Source organism: Meiothermus sp. (assembly GCF_026004115.1).
Classification (GTDB): domain Bacteria; phylum Deinococcota; class Deinococci; order Deinococcales; family Thermaceae; genus Meiothermus.
On record NZ_BPIM01000001.1, the window covers coordinates 1,511,951 to 1,529,660 of the forward strand.

Consider the following 17,710-nt stretch of genomic DNA (forward strand, 5'->3'; position numbering starts at 1 on the left):
TGTGGCTTGTGCTACAACCGACAATGCGAATCTCGATTATTGGCCAGAATATGAATCCGAAGGCGTCCTTTTCTATGCCGAGGGGGTGGAATCCAATGTCGGGTCAGAATCGGGGGATCTGGTCAATTCTCTGCAAATAAAAGCCTCAGCCACTAAATGCTCCATGAGGCTGGATTACCCCCATAAAACTACATGGAAAATCACCCTTTATAATCAACAGGATATAGTGAAAGCAAAAGCCAGTGGAAACTGCGAAACATCACCCCCCTGGCCAGGCTTGCGCTACCATCTATACATGGTGTTGGAGCGAGGCGAGCCCACGATTGGCTTTGAGCCCAGATGGGTTGAGATTGCCAGAGGGGGCCCCATAACACGAATTGCCCAAACCCTGGTTACTGCGCAAACAGGAATCTGGAGTGCATCTTCGACCTTCGTGGTTGCGCCATGCACCCACAACGCCAGATACCGCGTTTGGGCATATATAGTGCGAGAAGCGCCCGGGCTTGCGGCTTCGACGCCCATCGTGTTTGGGCCCGTGGCGACTCCGGTTGAAATCAAATGCTTTGAAGATCCGAAGCCGAAACCTGATCCACCTACTAGGTAGTCGAGGTGCTTGTGAAAACCTCTCTGCAGGACGCTATACTCAAAATGACGTATTTGAACGTGGGTCTTTATGGGTGGTATTACAAGATTCGTAGGAAGCTAAACCAGACTTTGTTCGGCTACTACTCGAGCTGGCGGCTTCCCAACCAACCAGAGCCCAAGCCAACACCCGACGAGCTCGAGCACGCGCTGCTTCAACCAAGCTTTTTGGTCTCCGAGAGCGAGTTTTGGTGGCTCCCATACCTAGGCTTCAGAAAGCGGTTTAAGCTTATTCGGGGCGATGTTGAAGAACTGTATGACTCGGTGAACCACCATGGAGTAATAAAAGTGCTGCACCAAAACGGTGTATATAAGGTGGCTGGCCGTAATCCCGTTGGGCGATGCGACTTTGAAAGATTGGATCCGATGGAATGTTTTTATTGTAACCCTGTGAATGATCTGGCTCGAGTCCCCGACTTATCGGGCATCGAAGAGCATTTTTACCTTCGACCCTTGCTGACGGTTCTCAGGCTAGAGGTTATGGATGAAACCACCCATCTAGGGCGGCCAGCAGTTTTGCTGCAGGGGGAGCCCAAATCCGAAGCCGAAATAGAGCGCTTGTACTACTTTTTGCCCACGCCAGAGGACTGGTGGAGAATAGCCGATCGGTATCACATCGCACTCGATATGCAATCGGGCTTGCTGCTTTACTACAAGGGCTTTGTAAAAGAAGGCATCCTGGTGGAGTCGGAGGTGCTCGAGCTAGATTACTCAAACGATGACGCCAGCACTGAGCGCATATTCCAGGTGTAGGGTGCTATGGAACACGAGCCCAAGCGCTTTTCGGAGGCGCAGGGGACCTTGGAAAATATGCTGCTGAAGCGGTAGCCCCTCATACACAGACGCTTACACATAAATCTAGACACGACCTATTTTTTCAACCTGATTTACACTGTGACTGGCTACCCCAAACTGTAGCCCGGGCTATGAAGGTGAATTCAGCTATGCGTTTTTCATCTTTTGGTCGCTGGTCGCTGGGCTAGTTCTGCTGCTGGCGGCGTGCGGAACCCAGCAGGCCAAACTGCCCCTTGAAACCTCTCCCTCGGACGGTGAACCGGTGCCCGTGGCCCTGGCCCAAGCCCTGGTCCTGGGGATGAAGGTCTCTGCTGGAGGAGTCAGCCTGCAAGAAGCAAAAACCTACAAGTTTGCCAACGAAACGGTTTATGACATGGCCGGAAAAGCCTTGCACCACCTGCTCCTAGTCGGGCCAGAGACCAGCGATTTTTGGGGCATTTTGAACAACCCCCAACCCAGCCATGCCCTCTACGCTGTTGGGGCCACCGATAAGCGCAGCTTCTTCACCTTCGTCATGCCCGCTGGTAGCTTCAGAAGCCTGACCGAAACCCGAACCAAAGCAGGTTCCTTCAAGCGCTTCCTGAGCCCCTCGCCTGGGATTCTCTACCTTGAAGACCAGCGTGGACGCATCTGGGATACCGCTACATCTACCGAGGTAAGCGCCGAACAGGCAAAACTCTGGCGACAGGCCCAGCAGGTACTCTTTGAACAGCGGCAGAAGGACGGTATCCTGGACAAGATCAAGGAAGACTGGGACAGGCTTCGCACCGAGGCCAATAAGAAGAGCCTGGCTCAAAGCGCTGGACTGCCCACGCTGGACGAGGTAACCCTGCCCAATGGTATCCTGAATGTACCCAGACTGCTAACCGCGTTGGAGGCGCAGAAGGCTGCTCAAGGAGTAAGCCCCAGCTACACCAACGAGCGAACCTGGTGCATGGGCTGGTTCTGCGCTGGGATGGGCTACGCCAGCGTGGTACGGAAAAACCGTTACAACGGAGACCTGGCGAACAACAGCTTTTACAACCCCGACAACCCTCAGGACGCTAGCGACTGCCCCGCTGGTAACAAGTGTCGGATTGGGAGCGATATTCAGAATGCTGATCCGCTGGGAAATAACCAGTGGATGAGTTTTTATCCTTATTCCAGAGTTCCACCTAATGGAGGCCAGTGGGGCGCCTGGGATTTTGGTAACAGCGGCTTAATGCCCCTAGATGTTGTTGGTTGTGGCCCCATGTCCATAATTCGGGTTTTCGCCTGGTATGCCATCCAACGAAGTGCGTTTACAGGCGGCTCCAACGTTAATTTCGTAAATACAGACGCTGTACCCCCTGCCACGGCAAGGGACGTAGCCTTCCTGATGTTTGAACCGGTGCACCTGGGCTCCAACTTTTACCAACCCAAAATTGGCCGTTACACAGATGCCTGGCATTACAGGGGCTCGGGCTTGACCCGCGACACCAACATGATTCCCGGTGCAAACAACTGGATTAGAGATCACGCCAACACCGAAGGACAAAACTGGGAGATGCGGGGTAGCCACAAGGCATTTATCAACCTAGTTTACTCGGCGGGAGCGTGGATCATTGTAGGTATGCCAATAACCTGGGTTGACTTTAGTCAACACACCTGGCGTGTACGGGACATTGCACGTGGAAAGATTGGTCGGGATAATGAGCCAGTCATCGCCCTTTACCCGACCGGTAGAGATAATGGCTTGGAAGGTCACTACGTTATGTCTCAAGCCTACATTGTGCACGAGGGATGGTTCTCGGCCACTGTGTTTTTGTGGATAACCAGAGACAAGGGCGACTTCAGGGAGGGTACGTTTGTCAACGTAACCGATATGGGCGCCTACTATAGCGGGGCCGGCATGTACCGGAGGTAGCTGCAATGAAAGGACTCAGGTGGTCTAGGTGGCATCTGGTGGGCCTTACCTTGATACTTACGGCCTGCCCGTTTCCGTCCCCTGCTCCTGCAACCATGTACCTGTTCTATTTTCCCGATAACCCGGCCCTGTGCCCACAGGGTATCCAGGCCGAGGTCAGAGTTGAGTCAGGTGATCGCGAATATCTTTTTCGTAGGCTTTATTTCAACCCCGGGAACTACAGAGATCACGATGAAGAGGAGGTTGCTGGAGACTGGGAGCCCAGGCCGGGTAGTGAAGGAACGTTTGTAGCGGTTCGATTCCAGATGACCCGATCCGCGACCAGCCCATTGCGGAATGAAACCCTCAGCCCTCCCTTGCCTGCCTTGGAGATGTGGAAGGGCTTCTATGAACTGAAAATTCTTCCGTACGACAGACGGTTACCCCGCCTGCGGGTGCAATGCTCGGATGCGCCCGCATTAGAATTTGTAAGCCAACCAGGCAAGTTGATTTTTGTGATACTGGAAGATGCGACAGTTCCCAGCAAACTACGGGTTTTGCAGTATGCTACATACGAATTTGGCCCGTAGGGGGGCCTCCTTGTCCCCCTGGTAGTGAACCCTACTACCAGGGGGTCTATTGTGGTGAAGTTGTGCAGCTTTGTCTGGGTTGTAATGCCCGGACTGGAATAGTGGAACGGCTGAACAACGCGACACCGGCGGCTTTGATTCGCTTTGCTTTGGGCCTGAACCCGTACCTCTAGCGGCTCTTCACCGCTGTCCAGACCTCGTCGTAGAGGCGGGTATCGCGCCCCAAGTCGAGGACGAACTCGAGCTTCGCCATGGTGGCGGCATCGGGGTAGATGGCGGGGTTCTTGCGGTCGGCGGGGTTGATAAAAGGCAGGGCGGCCTTGTTGGGGGTGGCGTAGCGGTTGAAGTTGGAGAGCTGGGCCCCGATTTTAGCATCCAGAATAAAGTTGATGAACTGGTGGGCGGCCTCGGGGTTGGGGGCACGGGCAGGAATGGCCAGGTTGTCCAGGAAGAGCGCGGCCCCCTCCTTGGGCACCACAAAGCCCACGTTCTTGTTCTCGTCGGCGGCCTTGAGGGCATCGCCGTTGTAGACCACCGCGTAGGTAGCGGTTCCTGCGACCAGCCGGTTCTTGGCCCCCACCCCGCCTTCAAAGCCCAGGAAGCGGGGGTTCTTTTTGGCGTTCAGGAGTACCTGCCCGGCAGCCCGCACCTCGGCGGGGTTTTTGCTGTTGATGGACTTGCCCTGGTAGCGCAGCGCGGCCCCCATCATCTCGCGGATGGAGTCCATCAGCACAAAGGGCTTCTCGGCCCCCGGCCCCAGAATTACGCTCCAACTGGTGGGGGTGGGCACACGGTCTTTGCGGTACATGATGCCCGACATGCCCCACTGGTAGGCCACACTGTAGCGGTTGCCGGGGTCGAAGGGCGGGTTGGCAAACTTGGGCTCGAGGTTCTTCAGGTTGGGGATTTTGCTCTTGTCCAGCGGCTGTACCAGCTTGAGCTGGATCAGGGTGGGGATGATGTAGTCGCCCGGCACAATCACGTCGTATTGTGAGACCCCGCCAGCCTGGAGTTTGGCCAGCATATCTTCGTTGGACTCGTAGAGGTCGATGCGCACCCGCAGGTTGAACTTTTGTTCAAAGGCTTTGATGATGGCCGGATCCATGTACTCCGACCAGATAAAAAGCCGCATCTCGCGGGGCTGGGCCAGGGCCAGGGGCAAAACCATTAAGCCGAGTAGAGCCAGCAGGCGGTTCATCATTTCTCCTCCAGGATGTACTTAGTTTACCGTAGGGGCTTACGTTTCTCCATGCGGGTTTGGGGCTCACTTTGAGCTAGCTCAGCGCCGGGTCAGGCGTTCGGAGGCCAGCACCAGGAACACCGTTATCAAAAAAATCAGCGTGGATAGGGCGTGAATCTCGGGGGTGACGCCCCGCCGCACCGAGGCGTAAATCAGGAGGGGCAGGGTTTGCGAGGTGGGGCCGGCGGTGAAAAAGCTAATCACAAAGTCGTCCAGCGAGAGGGTAAAGGCCAGCATGGCCCCGGCCACGATGCCGGGGGTGAGCAGGGGCAGCAGGACGCGGCGCACAAAGTAGCTGTAGCTGGCGTAGAGGTCGCGGGCGGCCTCGTCGAGGTCGTGCCCCAGGCTTTTGAGGCGGCTGCGCACAGTGAGGGCCACGAAGGCAATCTGGAAGGTCACGTGGCCCAGAATCATGGTGAAGAGGCCCGGCTCAAAGAGGCTCGAGACCATGCGAAAAGCCCCAAAGGCCACCACCAGCGCCACTGCAAAGATGATGTCGGGTGTGACCACCGGCAGGTATAGGAGGTTCTCCAAAAAGCCCTGGCTGCGCCGGGGCCAGGGATAGCGCTCGAGGGCAATGGCAAAAAGCGTGCCCAGTACGGCAGCGATAACGGTGGAAACCAGCGCCAGCACGAAGGTGTTGCGGGTGGCCTCGAGGATGTCCGGATTGTTCAGAAGCCGCACGTACCAGTCCCAGGTAAACCCCGACCAGGTGAGGCCGTAGCGGGTTTTATTGAAGGAAAGCACCCCCACCGCCAGCATGGGCAGGTACAAAAAGGCCAGCGTGGCGATGGCCGTAATGCCCACCCAGGGGTTCAGGCGCATATATGCCTCCTGTCAATAGCCGATAGTCTATGGTTTGTGACTTTTCGACTATGGATCATTGGCCATTGGCTACCGGCCCGCTTCATACCAGATCCACATCCTTCCCCCGGCGGCGGTAGAGGGCTAAACCAATAAGGGTCATGACCATCAGGCCCAGGCTAACCGCCGCTCCGTAAGGCCAGTCGCGGCTGGCGTAAAACTGCTGCTGGATCAGGTTGCCCACCAGAAGATACTTGGCTCCGCCCAGGAGGTCGGGGATGACGAACATCCCCATGGCCGGGATGAAGGTCAGGATCACACCCACCGTAAGGCCCGGCAGGGTCTGGGGCCAGACGGCCTGAAAGAAGGTACGGATGCGGCTGGCGTAGAGGTCCTGGGCTGCTTCCACCAGGCTCCAGTCGAGCCGTTCGACCGAGGAGAACAGGGGCATCACCACAAACGGTAGAAAAGCCGTCACCATACCGATATAGACCGCCAGCGGGCTGGGGTACAGGCCCGCGTCCGGGGCCAGGAGGCCCAGGCCCTGGGCCAGCTTGGCGAAAGGGAGGTCGGGGGCCAGCAACATCTGCCAGGCGTAGGTGCGGATGACCAGGTTGGTCCAGAAGGGAATAATCACCAGCGCCAGCCAGAGGTAGCGGGTGCGGGGCGGCCTGCTGGCAATAAAGAAGGCCAGGGGGTAGGCCAGCACGATGCAGACCAGGGTGGTGACAAAAGCCACCCAGAGGCTCCGCAGCAAAATCAGGATGGTGTCGGGGCTCCAGCCGAAGATGCCATAGCCCAGCAGACGGGCGTAGTTTTCCAGATTGAAGCGCCAGACCACCTCGCCGTACTGGCCTCGTTCGGCAAAGGAGAGGGCCACCAGCGAGAGGCCCGGTATCACCAGCAAGCCCAGAATCCAGATAACCGCAGGCAGCAAGAACCACAGCCCTCGGCGGTAGAGCTGGGCGGGGGTGGTGAGTTCACCGAACCAGACGATGAGCCTATTCATCCAGCACCACCAGTGCATCTGCCGGTAGCTCGGCCCAGAGTTCCTGCCCGGCCTGAAAGGTGGGGTGGGGGGCGGTACGCACGCGAATATCGCAGGCCTCGAGCGAAGACGAAGCCATTGCACTGCTCGATAAACTTTCCCGCAATTCATCGGATGCTCGCGCCCTTTGGGCCTCGAGCGAAGACGAGGCCATTGCACTGCTCGATAAACTTTCCCGCAATTCATCGGATGCTCGCGCCCTTTGGGCCTCGAGCGAAGACGAGGCCATTGCACTGCTCGATAAACTTTCCCGCAATTCATCGGATGCTCGCGCCCTTTGGGCCTCGAGCGAAGACGAGGCCATTGCACTGCTCGATAAACTTTCCCGCAATTCATCGGATGCTCGCGCCCTTTGGGCCTCGAGCCAGACCTCCTGATAGGCCCCCCGGTAGACCGCCTCGCGCACCCGCACCCTGAGGCCGTTCTGCTGCGGCTCGACCTCGGAAAGCCGCACCCGCTCGGGCCGGATGGCCACGTAGCCCTCGTCCCAGGGGGGGGTGCGGTTCAGGGCCAGCTTGCCAAAAGAGGCCTCGAAACCCATGGGAAGCCGAAGGCCTTTGATGAGGTTGGCCGCGCCCAGAAACTCGGCGGCGTAGCGGGTGCGGGGCCGCTCGTAGACCTCGTCCGGGGTGCCGACCTGCTCGAGTTGGCCCATGCGCATCAGGGCGATGCGATCCGAGACCGCCATGGCCTCGTCCTGGTCGTGGGTGACCAGGATAAAGGTCAGGCCCAGTTGCTGTTGGAGCCGCCTTAGCTGCACCTGCACCTCGGCCCGCAGCTTGGCGTCCAGGGCGCTCATGGGCTCGTCCAGAAGCAGTACCTGCGGCTCGTTGACCAGGGCCCGGGCCAGGGCCACCCGCTGACGCTGCCCACCCGAAAGCTGGTGGGGCAGGCGGTCTTTGAAGCGCTCGAGCTGCAAAATCTCGAGGCCGTACTTGACCCGCCGCTCCACCTCGGCCTTGTCCATGCGGCGGCTTTTAAGCCCAAAGGCGATGTTTTCCCAGACCGAAAGGTGGGGAAAAAGGGCATAGCTCTGGAAGACGGTATTGACCGGGCGCTGGTTGGCCGGTAGGGGGGTGATATCCTTGCCCAGGAGCACCACCCGGCCCTCGGTGGGCACCTCGAGGCCGGCAATAATCCGCAGCAGGGTGGTTTTGCCGCAGCCCGAGGGGCCTAAAAGGGTAAAAAACTCGCCGGAGGGCACCTCGAGGCTGACCCCGCCCAGCGCGGTAAAGTCGCCAAATTTTTTGACCACGTTCTGTATGGAAAGGGATTCGCTTGTGGCCGGGGGCCGTGCAGCGACGTTCATGGTTGGGCCTTAGATTACCAGAGGACACGGCGCTTTTGAACCGCTCGGGGATGTGTGTGCAGTTACCGAAGCAAGACACCTAAGGGCAGAAGCTACCTACCTTGGAGAAAGGTCAGGAAAAGCAAAGGATGCCCTCGTACTAGTGCCGGAGCGTTTGGCACCAATGACTGTGTTGCTGCATAGCGGCTAGGTATAGGAAGCAATAAATGTGTACTTAGTATAAATAAAATATTTGCTATTGACCTCACTTGAAGCGCTAACCTACAATGATTCTGGCTGCCCCAAATGTAGCCTGGACTATGGAGGTTAATTCAGCTATGCGTTTCTCATCTTTTGGTTGCTGGTTGCTGGTTGCTGGTTGCTGGTTGCTGGTTGCTGGGCTGGGGTTACTGATTACGGCTTGTGGGGCGCATGACCCAGGGCATTCTCAGCATCAGCAGGGTAGTGTCATTTTTGAAGGAACCGCTGAGGAATCCAATGAGCTCAGCTCGCAACAAACTCGAGCCTCTAAAACTACCTGCACGATAAGGGTTGACTATCCACACGCTGCGTGGTGGGGTCAAGGATTCAACATGACGCGAATTGTGAAAGCAAAAGCAGAAGGTAAATGTACGACCGAACCACCCTGGCCCGGCTTGAAGTACCATTTATACATGGTTCTTGAGCGCGCCAAGCCTTCCATTGGCTTTGTACCAAGATGGGTTGAGATTGGTAGAGAAGGTCCCCTGACTCGCATTGCGCAGACTATCGGTGCTCAACAATCAGCCGCTTGGAGTGTATCTTCGACATACATATTTGCCCCTTGCAGCGACGCTAGATACCGCGTTTGGGTTTACGTTTTGCGTGAAGCCCCGGGGCTTGTCGCTGCAACCCCCATAACTTTTGGTCCTATAGAGAATTTCGTCAAGTGTTTCCCTGATGAACCGCCACCATCCCCACCCTATTACCCTCCCCGGTAATTCTGCAGCTACCTATGGCCATTACCCTTCAAGATGTCTTCATCAGGATGGTTTCGGGAAGTTTTCGCTTTGACTTTGGCTTGTATTTCAAAAGCCTTTGGCGGCTCAACGTACCCTTGTTTGGGTTTTACTCCAGTTGGCGTCTGCCATCGAAACACAGGCCTAAACTCGATCCAAAGTTGCTTCAACAGGAACTGTTGCAGCCCCGTTTTCAGATTGCAGAAAGTGAGTTCTGGTGGCTTCCGGGGGTGGGCTACCGAAAGAGGTACTGCTTGTATACACTTCCCAATAAACAAAGGGAGGAATGGTTCGATACGGTTAACTGGCGGGGAGTCAAAAAAGTGTGGGACAAAGGTACCTACCAAGTGGTCTCCTCTAAACCGATCCACGAGTATCGCTGTCTTAGCTCCGAAGGCGATGAATTTTATTGTAATCCTGTAAACGTAGATGCACGCATTCCCGATATGTCCGGTACAAACGAACTTTACCACTTCAGGCCCTTACTAGCCGAGGTGCAGATTGAGCTGGTAGGCGAGGACAGATATCTGGATCGCCCGGTAGTGCTGCTACGGGGGGTACCCAAACCTTTTCCAGAACGAGAAACCCCACCTTTTTTGGCGGGTTGGTCCGGGCCGGAAGATTGGTGGTTGGTTGCTGATTACTACGACCTGTCCTTGGACATGCGGGAAGGACTCTTGCTCAATTACCAAGGGCATGTAAAAGAGGGAATCCTGGTTGAATCGAAGATACTCGAGCTAGACACGTCAAACGAAGACGCCAGAAGTGAGCGCGTCTTCCAGGTGTAGCGGGAAGGTGTCTTACCTTGGCTCGCTCAGGGCCTGCTCGAGGCTCGCCTGCAAAATTTCCAGACCCTTCCTGGCTTCCTCTTCGCTCACCACCAGCGGCACCAGGCAGCGGATCACGTTGGCATGCATTCCGGCCTTGAATAAGAGCAGCCCTTTCTCGCGGGCGATATCCAGCAAGCGGTTGGTGAGTTGTGGGTCGGGGGCCTTGCTCTGGGGGTCTTTGACCAGCTCCATAGCAATCATGGGCCCCAGGCCGCGCACATCGCCCACAGCTTGAGGGAAGCGGGCCTGAATCTGACGGAAGCCCTCGTGCAAAATTTCCCCCAGCCTTTGAGCTTTTTCTAGCAGGTTCTCCTGCTCAAAGATGTCCAGAACCGCCAGGGCTGCCGCGCACGAGAGGGGGTTGCCGCCGAAGGTGCTGCCCAGGCCGCCCACGGTGGGTGCGTCCATGATCTCGGCCTTGCCCAGCACCCCGCCGATGGGCAGGCCGCCACCAATGCTCTTGGCGAAGCAGATCAGGTCGGGCTCCACCTCGGCATGCTCGATGGCCCAGAACCTGCCGGTGCGGCCTATGCCGGTTTGGACCTCGTCGTCAATAAACACGATACCGTGCTTCTGGGTAAGGCTGCGCAGGGCTTTGAGGAAGGGTTTGGGTGCGGGTACAAAGCCCCCCTCGCCGAGCTGCGGCTCGATGATGATGGCGGCCACGCGGTCGGGCTGAATCTGGGTATCGAATACCTCGTGCAGCCCGTCCAGGGCCTTGCGGGTGTCCACGCCGTGGTACTCGCTCGGGTAAGGCGCGTGGTAGACCTCGGGGGCAAAGGGGCCGAAATTCTGGCGGTAGGGGTTGGACTTGCCGGTAAGGGTCATGCCCATCAGGGTGCGCCCGTGGAAGCTGCCCCGGAAGGCAATCACGCCGGGCCGATTGGTGAACGAGCGGGCAATCTTGATGGCGTTCTCGGTGGCCTCCACGCCGGTATTGAGGAAGAAAGCTTTTTTATCGCCGCCGATGGGCGCGGTGGCCGTAAGCCGCTCGGCCAGCTCGATGTAGGGCTCGTAGGCCACGCCGGGAAAGCAGGTATGCATGTACTGGTGCAGTTGCCTTTCGACCGCCTCTACCACCTTGGGGTGGTTGTGCCCCACATTGAGCACCCCAATCCCCCCAAACCAGTCGAGATATTCCTTGCCCTCGACATCCCAAATTTTGCCGCCCTGAGCGCGGGCAATCACGATGGGGTGTACCTGCGAGACGCCTCGGGGCACCACTTTGTGCCGCCGTTCGATCAAGGCCTGGTTTTTGGAAGGGGCTTGAATCATAGATTTCCTCCGATAGTCCGACCTCGAGTGTATCCCGCCCGCTCTCGCTTGTGTACCCCTTGGGCGAGGAGTCAGGGCTGGTGCATAAAGCAAACCACTTCTTCCTCCCCAACGGGGGAGGCTAGCTGGGGGCCTGATACCCAGGTAGGTCGCCTGCCTACGAGCACAATACCGACTGTCTAAAGCGCACCTGGCAAATGTTTGCGCGGGTTCACACACCGACCCTGGCGAGGAGTGGGCGATTTTGGGCTGGGTGACAGCTTGAGTTAGACTTATGACGTGCTGAATAAAGTAGCTGTCACGCTGGGTTTGTTGCTACTGACCGGTCTGCTGGTGTATACATCTGCGTATTTTTTCGCCTTGGGCCAGGCACTGTTGAATGGGTTTCATATAGTGCTACTGGGTTTGATGCTTTGGGGATGGTGGGGGGTGTGGCGGGGGCCTAGAGCCTGGGCAGGCTGGGCTTTGGGGGTGCAAGTGTTGCTCACCATGGGCCTGTACATCATCTATTTGTACAACTAGAGGGTAGTGTATGGAGCATGAACCAGTCGGCCGTACAACTCTTGTGGCCCACCCCGATCCTGGTGCGCAAGTTCGACCAAGCGGAAGAAGTTAATGCTGAACTGCTTCGGCTGTTTTATGGTGAGTTGCAAGCCAAAGGGGGCTTGAAGGGCACGGTATATAGCAGCTCAGATGATATCTTGCAGCGCTATCAGAGCCCGGCCCTACAGGCCCTGTTTGGCTTTATTTCCAACGCGGTATTCGAAGCCGCCAGCGCCATGAACGGGCCCATCTGGAAGCAGGTTGGGGTGCGCAACTTGCAGATGCGGGTGGTGGGGGCCTGGTTCCAGATTCAAAACCGCTTTGGCTTCCACGACATCCATAACCACGGCAACTGTTCGTGGTCGGGGGTGTACTATGTGCAGCTCGACCCTGCCGAGCGACGCCAACAGCACCCGGTTCTGGGTGCGCTCAATGGCATTACCCGGTTTTATGCCCCACATCTGAACCTGTTGGGGGGCGCCCACATGGACATGGGCAACGCCTACATGCAGCAGTCCACCTTTGATGTAACCCCCGAGGAAGGGGTGCTGGTGGTGTTTCCGAGCTGGCTGCTACACAAAGCCATGCCCTACGATGGTGAACGCGACCGGGTAATCATTTCCTTCAATGCCCAGGTGCATGGCGAGCAAGGAAACCAGGCTTTCGAGTACGGCTTTCATTGAAAGTTGATGGTAAAGGAGGCTGGGACGCCGTAGCGGAAGGTACAGCGATAGGGCTGCCGGATACTGGCGCTTCGGTCGGTGGTGTCTACAAACGACTCGAGGCTTTGTGTGCCGTTCTCGGATTTGAGGGCGCGTAGATCGCGCCAGAAGCCTGGAAACAGGAGGTTGACCGATGACCCCAGCTCTGCGCGTATGCTGCTGTAGTAGGTCTGGATGGCCTGGTAGCGGGGGAAGAGAAACGCCAGGGCGACCCCTAAAAAAAGCACCAGCACCACCCCAAACACCACCAGCGGCTCGAGGCGGGCGCGCGTCTCCATGGGGGTTTCTTCGGGCATGGGTTCCTGAATGAGATAGCGGCACTTGACCTTGCACAATCAAGGCCGCTTGAGTTCTGATTATGAATCATGCCCGGGCGATGGAAAATCCCCTAAAGGAGCCAACAGGCCCGTAACGCAAAACTTTACGGCAAGGGGAACTGGGATGCGAAAGCTTTAACCTCCGCCTTCAGGGCCTGAGCGTCTTCACCCTTGAGAGCGCGGTCAATGAACTCGGCGATCTGGGGCATATGCTCTTCGGTCATACCCCGGGTGGTGATGGCCGGGGTGCCGATGCGGATGCCCCCGCCGTGGATGATTTTCTCGGTGTCGTAGGGCAGGGTGCTCTTGGAGATGGTGATGTGGGCAGCATCTAAGAGCCGGGTGGCCTTGGTGCCGTTGAGGCCCTGGGGGCGCAGGTCAACCACAAAGAGGTGGTTGTCGGTGCCGCCCGAAACGATGCGGTAGCCGCGCTTTTGCATCTCGGCGGCCAGGGTTTGGGCGTTTTTGATAATCTGGGCCGAGTAGGTTTTGAACTCGGGGCGCAAGGCTTCGCCAAAAGCGACCGCTTTCCCGGCGATGACATGCTCCAGAGGCCCTCCCTGAGTTCCGGGGAAGATGGAGCGATCCAGGATGGCGGCTACCTCCAGGTCGTTTGACAAAATCAGGCCCGAGCGCGGCCCCCGCAGGGTCTTGTGGGTGGTGGAGGTGACCACGTGGGCGTAGGGCAGGGGCGAGGGGTGCAGACCTGCGGCCACCAGCCCCGCGATGTGGGCGATGTCGGCCATCAGGTAGGCCCCCACTTCGTCGGCAATCTCGCGGAAGGCTTTGAAGTCGAGGATGCGGCTATAGGCGCTGGCCCCGCAGATGATCATTTTGGGCTTGTGCTCCAGCGCCAGGGCGCGCACATCCTCCATGTGCAGCAGCTCGTCTTCCTGGCGCACCTTGTAGCCAAAGAAGTGGTAGTTGAGGCCCGAGAAGTTGACCGGGGAACCGTGGGTCAGGTGGCCGCCGTGCGACAGATCCATGCCCAGCACGGTGTCGCCGGGCTTGAGCAGGGCGGCATACACCGCGATGTTGGCGCTGCTGCCCGAGTGCGGCTGCACGTTGGCCCAGGCCGCCCCAAAGAGCTGCTTGGCCCGCTCGATGGCCAGGGTCTCGATCTGGTCTACAATCTCGCAGCCACCATACCAGCGCTTACCGGGGTAGCCCTCGGCATATTTGTTGGTGAGCACACTGCCTACCGCCTCGCGCACCGCCGCCGAGGTAAAGTTTTCCGAGGCGATGAGTTCCAGGCCGTTGCGCTGCCGCTCTTCTTCCTGACGGATCAGGTCGAAGACCAGCTCGTCGCGGGGGAGATTTTCGGGAGCCTTGATCACCCTTCAAGTATAGCAATATCCAAGCGGCCCCCAATCCGGTACACTTAGGAGTATGAGCGTTTTAGGGCGTATCTCTTTGATTCTCGGGCTTATCCTGCTCTTGGTAGCGATTATCCTGGCCACGCTGAATTTCATCACCATCCGCGACTACCTGGTAGCCCTCACGGCCCAGCGCAGCCGGGACTTTTACAACGTGAACCCCCGCCTCTGGATTACCTACCTGGTGGTTTTTGGCTCGGGTCTGTTTTTGGGCCTGGGGATGGTCTGGAGCGTGATGGCCCGGCGCCAGCACCGGGCTGCTGAGTAAAACCTTGGCTGGCTACCTCTACGTTTTAGCCGCCGCTTGCCTGTGGGGCCTCTTGGGGGTGGTCTCGAGGTGGGCCTTCGAACAAGGGGTGAGCCCCCTCGAGGTGGCCTTCTGGCGGGCTGCTTTGGGTGCGGGGCTGTTCGGTGCCCAGGCCTTGCTAATGCAACAGGTGCGCCTCGAGCGCCCCGACCGCTGGGCGGTGCTGGGCTTTGGCCTGGTGGGCATCTCGCTTTTTTACGGGGCTTATCAGCTGGCCATCGAGAGCGGCGGGGCGGCTTTGGCGGCGGTGCTTTTGTACACCGCCCCGGCCATTGTGGCTTTGTTGTCCTGGCTTTTCCTGCGCGAGCCGATGGACGCCCAAAAGCTCGCGGCGGTGGGCCTGACCCTGCTGGGCGTGGCGCTGGTGAGCCTGCAAGGGGGCGGGGTGAAGGTGAGCCTGGCAGCCCTTTTCTGGGGGTTGCTGTCGGCCCTGACCTACGCCACCTATTACCTCTTTGGCAAGCTCTACCTGCATAGATACACCACCCCTACGGTGTTTTTGTATGCGCTGCCGGTGGGGGCACTGGGGCTCTTGCCTTTTGTGGATTTTGTGCCCAAAAACGCCGAGGCCTGGGCGGCCATTGCCTTCCTTACGGTGGCCTCGACCTTTTTCGCGGTCACGCTTTACTTTGCCGGGCTCAGGCGCTTAGAGGCCACCCGCGCTTCGGTGGTGGCGACCATCGAGCCCGTGGTGGCGGCCTTTGCGGCCTGGCTGTGGTGGGGCGAGCGCTTCAGCCTGCTGGGGTATCTGGGGGCCGGTTTGGTGCTTTTGGGGGTGTTGTGGATGGTTTTGAAGCCGCCCAAAGCTGTTCTCGAGGTTCCACGCTCGACCTGAACCACTGCTCACCTGCCTGCTGGGGTCGGATTGTAGACTGAGATAAGTCTTATAACGCTCAGGAACGGGCTGGAGGTGGCGGGTGCATGGATTGAGGCAGTGGATTTTAGGGGTGTTGCTCCTGCTGGGCTTTGCGTGGGCCCAGCAGAAAATGGCCGTTATCTTCACCTACGACCCTCCCTATGGCCTCGAGGTGCGCTCGGTGAGCCTGCGCGGGAGCTTTAACAACTGGGCCGAACTGCCCATGCAAAAAACCGAAGAAGGGGTCTGGCAGGTAGCGGTAGAACTGCCCCCGGGTTCGGTGCAGTACAAGTTCTTTATCAACGGGCAGTGGCCCCGCAACATGTGCGAGGACGAGACCTTCGGCACCCCGCAGGTAGACCTCGAGGCCCAGGGCTGTGTGGACGACGGTCAGGGGGGGCAGAACGCCCTGCGCGAGGTGGGCCGGGTTGCCGACCAACCGCCCGATACCGGCGGGCTGGCCCTGGTGCATGAACCCAGCCAACCGCAGTTCGTCTCGCAGGCAGCAGGCCGCCTTTCGGTGCGCTTCCAGGTGCCCCCGGGCAGCATCCAGGGGGCGGTGCTGATGGCCGACAAACCCTACCCCGTGGCTTTGCAGCTCACCGCACCGGAGGGGGAGATGTGGCGGGCGGCGCTACCGCTCGCGGTGAGGGCCTACCGTATTCAGGTGGTGGACAAAGAAGGTAAAGAACAGACCTTTGGCCCCTACCAAATCCCCGCGAAGCCCTTCCGTGCGGTGGACTGGGTGGCGGGGCGGGTGGGCTACCAGATTTTCCCCGACCGCTTTTGGAACGGCGACCCCAAGAACGACCGCCGGGCCCTGGAAACCAGCCAGGCCCGCTTCGACCAGACCTGGACAGGCAGGCTGCCCTATCTGTCGCGCTGGAACGATCCGCCGGACGATTACCACTGCTGCCAGCAGTACTACGGTGGCGACCTGGCCGGGGTGCTGGCGCGTCTGTCGCACCTGCGGGCGCTGGGGGTGAACCTGATCTACTTCAACCCCCTCTTCGATTCCGGCTCGGCCCACGGCTACGACACCCACGACTACGTGCGGGTAGCCCCCCGCCTGGGCGACAACGCTCTCCTAAAGCAACTCCTGGCCGAGCTAAAGCGCCAGGGTATCAAGGTTATCTTCGACTTCGTGCCCAACCACACCGGCCTGGGGCACTGGGCCTTTCAGGACGTGGTGAAGAAAGGGCGAGCCTCCCGCTACTGGAACTGGTACTTCATCCGTCGGTGGCCCTTCACCCCCGGCGATGGGCGGGCTTATGTGGGCTGGGCCGACCTGGGTAGTCTGCCCAAGCTCAACACCGCCAACCCCGAAGTCCAGGACTATTTGATCCGGGTCTCCAAGTTCTGGCTCAACTTTGGCTTCGATGGGATTCGGGTGGATGTGGCGAATGAAATAGCTCCCGAGTTTGTGCAGAAGTGGCGGGCCGAGCTCAAGGCCCTGAAGCCCGAGGTGTACCTGGTGGGCGAGGTCTGGGATTTGCGCCCGCAGTACCTGCAAGGCGATCAGTTCGACTCGCTGATGAACTACACCGTGGGACGGGGGGGCTCGCCCCCGGCTTTTGGGGGCGTGCTGGGCTTTGCCCGGGGCGGGCCTTTGCAAAATGGACGGCGGGTGCTTTCCGAGCTGGCGCGGGTCTATGCGGCCTACCCCGAAGCGGTAGCGGCCATGGGCTTCAACCTGATCGGTTCGCACGATACCCAACGGGTACTCACCGACCTGGGGGGTGGGGGGCTGCGCGATGCCCCATCGCCCGAAGCCCTGGCCCGGCTCAGGCTGGCCTCGGCCATGCTCTACGCCCTGCCGGGGGCTTCGGTATTTTTCCAGGGCGAGGAATGCGGTTTTACCGGTGAGCGGGGGCAGTGGCCGGTGAACGAGCTGTATCGGTATCCACTTCAGTGGGAGAAGTGCCGGGCCGAGGTGCTGCGCCACTATCAGTTGCTGGGCCGGCTCAAGGGCCAAATCAAAGCGTTCCAGAGCCCGCTCTTCCGCACCTATCTGGGCGAGGGCTCATTGCTGGCTTTCCTGCGGGGTGAGCCGGGGGTGGGCGAGGTGCTGGCGGCTTTCAACAACGGCACCGATCAGATAAACCTGCGCTTGCCCGAGGGCCGGTGGCGCGATGCGGTGGAAGGGCGTGTCTACCAGGCGCAGGTGGGGCTGCCTGGGCTGGGGTGGCGGTATCTGGAGCGGATGCAGTAAGTT

15 protein-coding genes are annotated in these 17,710 nt (G+C 58.9%); 8 read left to right on the top strand and 7 right to left on the bottom strand.

Translation table 11 applies throughout. The features are described 5' to 3' along the window. The first annotated feature begins 1,032 nt into the window (after positions 1–1,032). On the top strand, positions 1,033–1,395 hold the full coding sequence (locus Q0X23_RS07215) for a hypothetical protein (RefSeq protein WP_297859674.1): 363 nt from the start codon (positions 1,033–1,035) through the stop codon (positions 1,393–1,395). 304 nt (positions 1,396–1,699) lie between these two features. Then, positions 1,700–3,322, top strand: coding sequence for a hypothetical protein (locus Q0X23_RS07220; protein ID WP_297859675.1), 1,623 nt, complete (start codon positions 1,700–1,702; stop codon positions 3,320–3,322). A 738-nt stretch (positions 3,323–4,060) separates the two neighbouring features. On the opposite strand, the gene Q0X23_RS07225 is transcribed toward Q0X23_RS07220, so the two are convergent. The 4 genes from Q0X23_RS07225 to Q0X23_RS07240 all read right to left on the bottom strand — a co-directional run bounded on the left by Q0X23_RS07225 (position 4,061) and on the right by Q0X23_RS07240 (position 8,292). After that, positions 4,061–5,089, bottom strand: a complete 1,029-nt coding sequence (locus Q0X23_RS07225; RefSeq protein WP_297861182.1) for a spermidine/putrescine ABC transporter substrate-binding protein — start codon at positions 5,087–5,089, stop codon at positions 4,061–4,063. An 81-nt stretch (positions 5,090–5,170) separates the two neighbouring features. Next, positions 5,171–5,956, bottom strand: a complete 786-nt coding sequence (locus Q0X23_RS07230) for an ABC transporter permease (protein WP_297859676.1) — start codon at positions 5,954–5,956, stop codon at positions 5,171–5,173. Between the two features lie 82 nt (positions 5,957–6,038). Beyond that, complete coding sequence (locus Q0X23_RS07235) at positions 6,039–6,944, bottom strand: ABC transporter permease (protein WP_297859677.1); 906 nt, start codon at positions 6,942–6,944, stop codon at positions 6,039–6,041. After that, the gene (locus Q0X23_RS07240; protein ID WP_374707450.1) at positions 6,937–8,292 is read right to left on the bottom strand and encodes an ABC transporter ATP-binding protein; all 1,356 of its coding nucleotides are present in this window, start codon (positions 8,290–8,292) and stop codon (positions 6,937–6,939) included. Before Q0X23_RS07240 ends, Q0X23_RS07235 begins: the two co-directional genes overlap by 8 nt. A 973-nt stretch (positions 8,293–9,265) precedes the next feature. Between Q0X23_RS07240 and Q0X23_RS07245 the strand changes: the two genes are divergently transcribed. Further along, entirely contained in the window at positions 9,266–10,057 is a 792-nt protein-coding gene (locus Q0X23_RS07245; RefSeq protein ID WP_297859678.1) for a hypothetical protein, read from the top strand. 12 nt (positions 10,058–10,069) lie between these two features. Here the strand turns inward: Q0X23_RS07245 and gabT are convergent, their stop codons facing one another. Continuing rightward, positions 10,070–11,374 (bottom strand): 4-aminobutyrate--2-oxoglutarate transaminase, encoded by a 1,305-nt coding sequence (gabT, locus tag Q0X23_RS07250; protein WP_297859679.1) that lies wholly within the window; start codon positions 11,372–11,374, stop codon positions 10,070–10,072. Between the two features lie 279 nt (positions 11,375–11,653). Between gabT and Q0X23_RS07255 the strand changes: the two genes are divergently transcribed. Together Q0X23_RS07255 and Q0X23_RS07260 are read left to right on the top strand one after the other, a co-directional pair. Continuing rightward, positions 11,654–11,896, top strand: coding sequence for a hypothetical protein (locus Q0X23_RS07255; protein WP_297859680.1), 243 nt, complete (start codon positions 11,654–11,656; stop codon positions 11,894–11,896). Positions 11,897–11,913: 17 nt separating this feature from the next. Next, complete coding sequence (locus Q0X23_RS07260; protein WP_297859681.1) at positions 11,914–12,600, top strand: TIGR02466 family protein; 687 nt, start codon at positions 11,914–11,916, stop codon at positions 12,598–12,600. Here the strand turns inward: Q0X23_RS07260 and Q0X23_RS07265 are convergent. Both Q0X23_RS07265 and glyA read right to left on the bottom strand, forming a co-directional pair. After that, positions 12,594–12,935 (bottom strand): hypothetical protein, encoded by a 342-nt coding sequence (locus tag Q0X23_RS07265; RefSeq protein WP_297859682.1) that lies wholly within the window; start codon positions 12,933–12,935, stop codon positions 12,594–12,596. The genes Q0X23_RS07260 and Q0X23_RS07265 overlap by 7 nt on opposite strands. Before the next feature lie 125 nt (positions 12,936–13,060). Next, complete coding sequence (gene glyA, locus Q0X23_RS07270) at positions 13,061–14,293, bottom strand: serine hydroxymethyltransferase (RefSeq protein WP_297859683.1); 1,233 nt, start codon at positions 14,291–14,293, stop codon at positions 13,061–13,063. A 52-nt stretch (positions 14,294–14,345) separates the two neighbouring features. On the opposite strand from glyA, the gene Q0X23_RS07275 reads away from it, so the two are divergent. The 3 genes from Q0X23_RS07275 (at position 14,346) to Q0X23_RS07285 (ending at position 17,707) form a co-directional block, all read left to right on the top strand. Next, positions 14,346–14,600, top strand: a complete 255-nt coding sequence (locus Q0X23_RS07275; RefSeq protein ID WP_297859684.1) for a hypothetical protein — start codon at positions 14,346–14,348, stop codon at positions 14,598–14,600. Between the two features lie 4 nt (positions 14,601–14,604). Next, on the top strand, positions 14,605–15,474 hold the full coding sequence (locus tag Q0X23_RS07280) for a DMT family transporter (RefSeq protein ID WP_297859685.1): 870 nt from the start codon (positions 14,605–14,607) through the stop codon (positions 15,472–15,474). 151 nt (positions 15,475–15,625) lie between these two features. After that, a complete protein-coding gene (locus Q0X23_RS07285; protein WP_374707470.1) occupies positions 15,626–17,707 on the top strand; it encodes an alpha-amylase family glycosyl hydrolase in 2,082 nt (693 codons plus the stop codon). Positions 17,708–17,710: the final 3 nt, after the last annotated feature.

Coding starts and splice junctions, on each gene's coding strand:
- Q0X23_RS07225 (WP_297861182.1), bottom strand. CDS start 5,089: ATGAACCGCCTGCTGGCTCTACTCGGCTTAATGGTTTTGCCCCTGGCC.
- Q0X23_RS07230 (WP_297859676.1), bottom strand. CDS start 5,956: ATGCGCCTGAACCCCTGGGTGGGCATTACGGCCATCGCCACGCTGGCC.
- Q0X23_RS07235 (WP_297859677.1), bottom strand. CDS start 6,944: ATGAATAGGCTCATCGTCTGGTTCGGTGAACTCACCACCCCCGCCCAG.
- Q0X23_RS07240 (WP_374707450.1), bottom strand. CDS start 8,292: ATGAACGTCGCTGCACGGCCCCCGGCCACAAGCGAATCCCTTTCCATA.
- Q0X23_RS07245 (WP_297859678.1), top strand. CDS start 9,266: ATGGCCATTACCCTTCAAGATGTCTTCATCAGGATGGTTTCGGGAAGT.
- gabT (WP_297859679.1), bottom strand. CDS start 11,374: ATGATTCAAGCCCCTTCCAAAAACCAGGCCTTGATCGAACGGCGGCAC.
- Q0X23_RS07260 (WP_297859681.1), top strand. CDS start 11,914: ATGAACCAGTCGGCCGTACAACTCTTGTGGCCCACCCCGATCCTGGTG.
- Q0X23_RS07265 (WP_297859682.1), bottom strand. CDS start 12,935: ATGCCCGAAGAAACCCCCATGGAGACGCGCGCCCGCCTCGAGCCGCTG.
- Q0X23_RS07275 (WP_297859684.1), top strand. CDS start 14,346: ATGAGCGTTTTAGGGCGTATCTCTTTGATTCTCGGGCTTATCCTGCTC.
- Q0X23_RS07285 (WP_374707470.1), top strand. CDS start 15,626: ATGGCCGTTATCTTCACCTACGACCCTCCCTATGGCCTCGAGGTGCGC.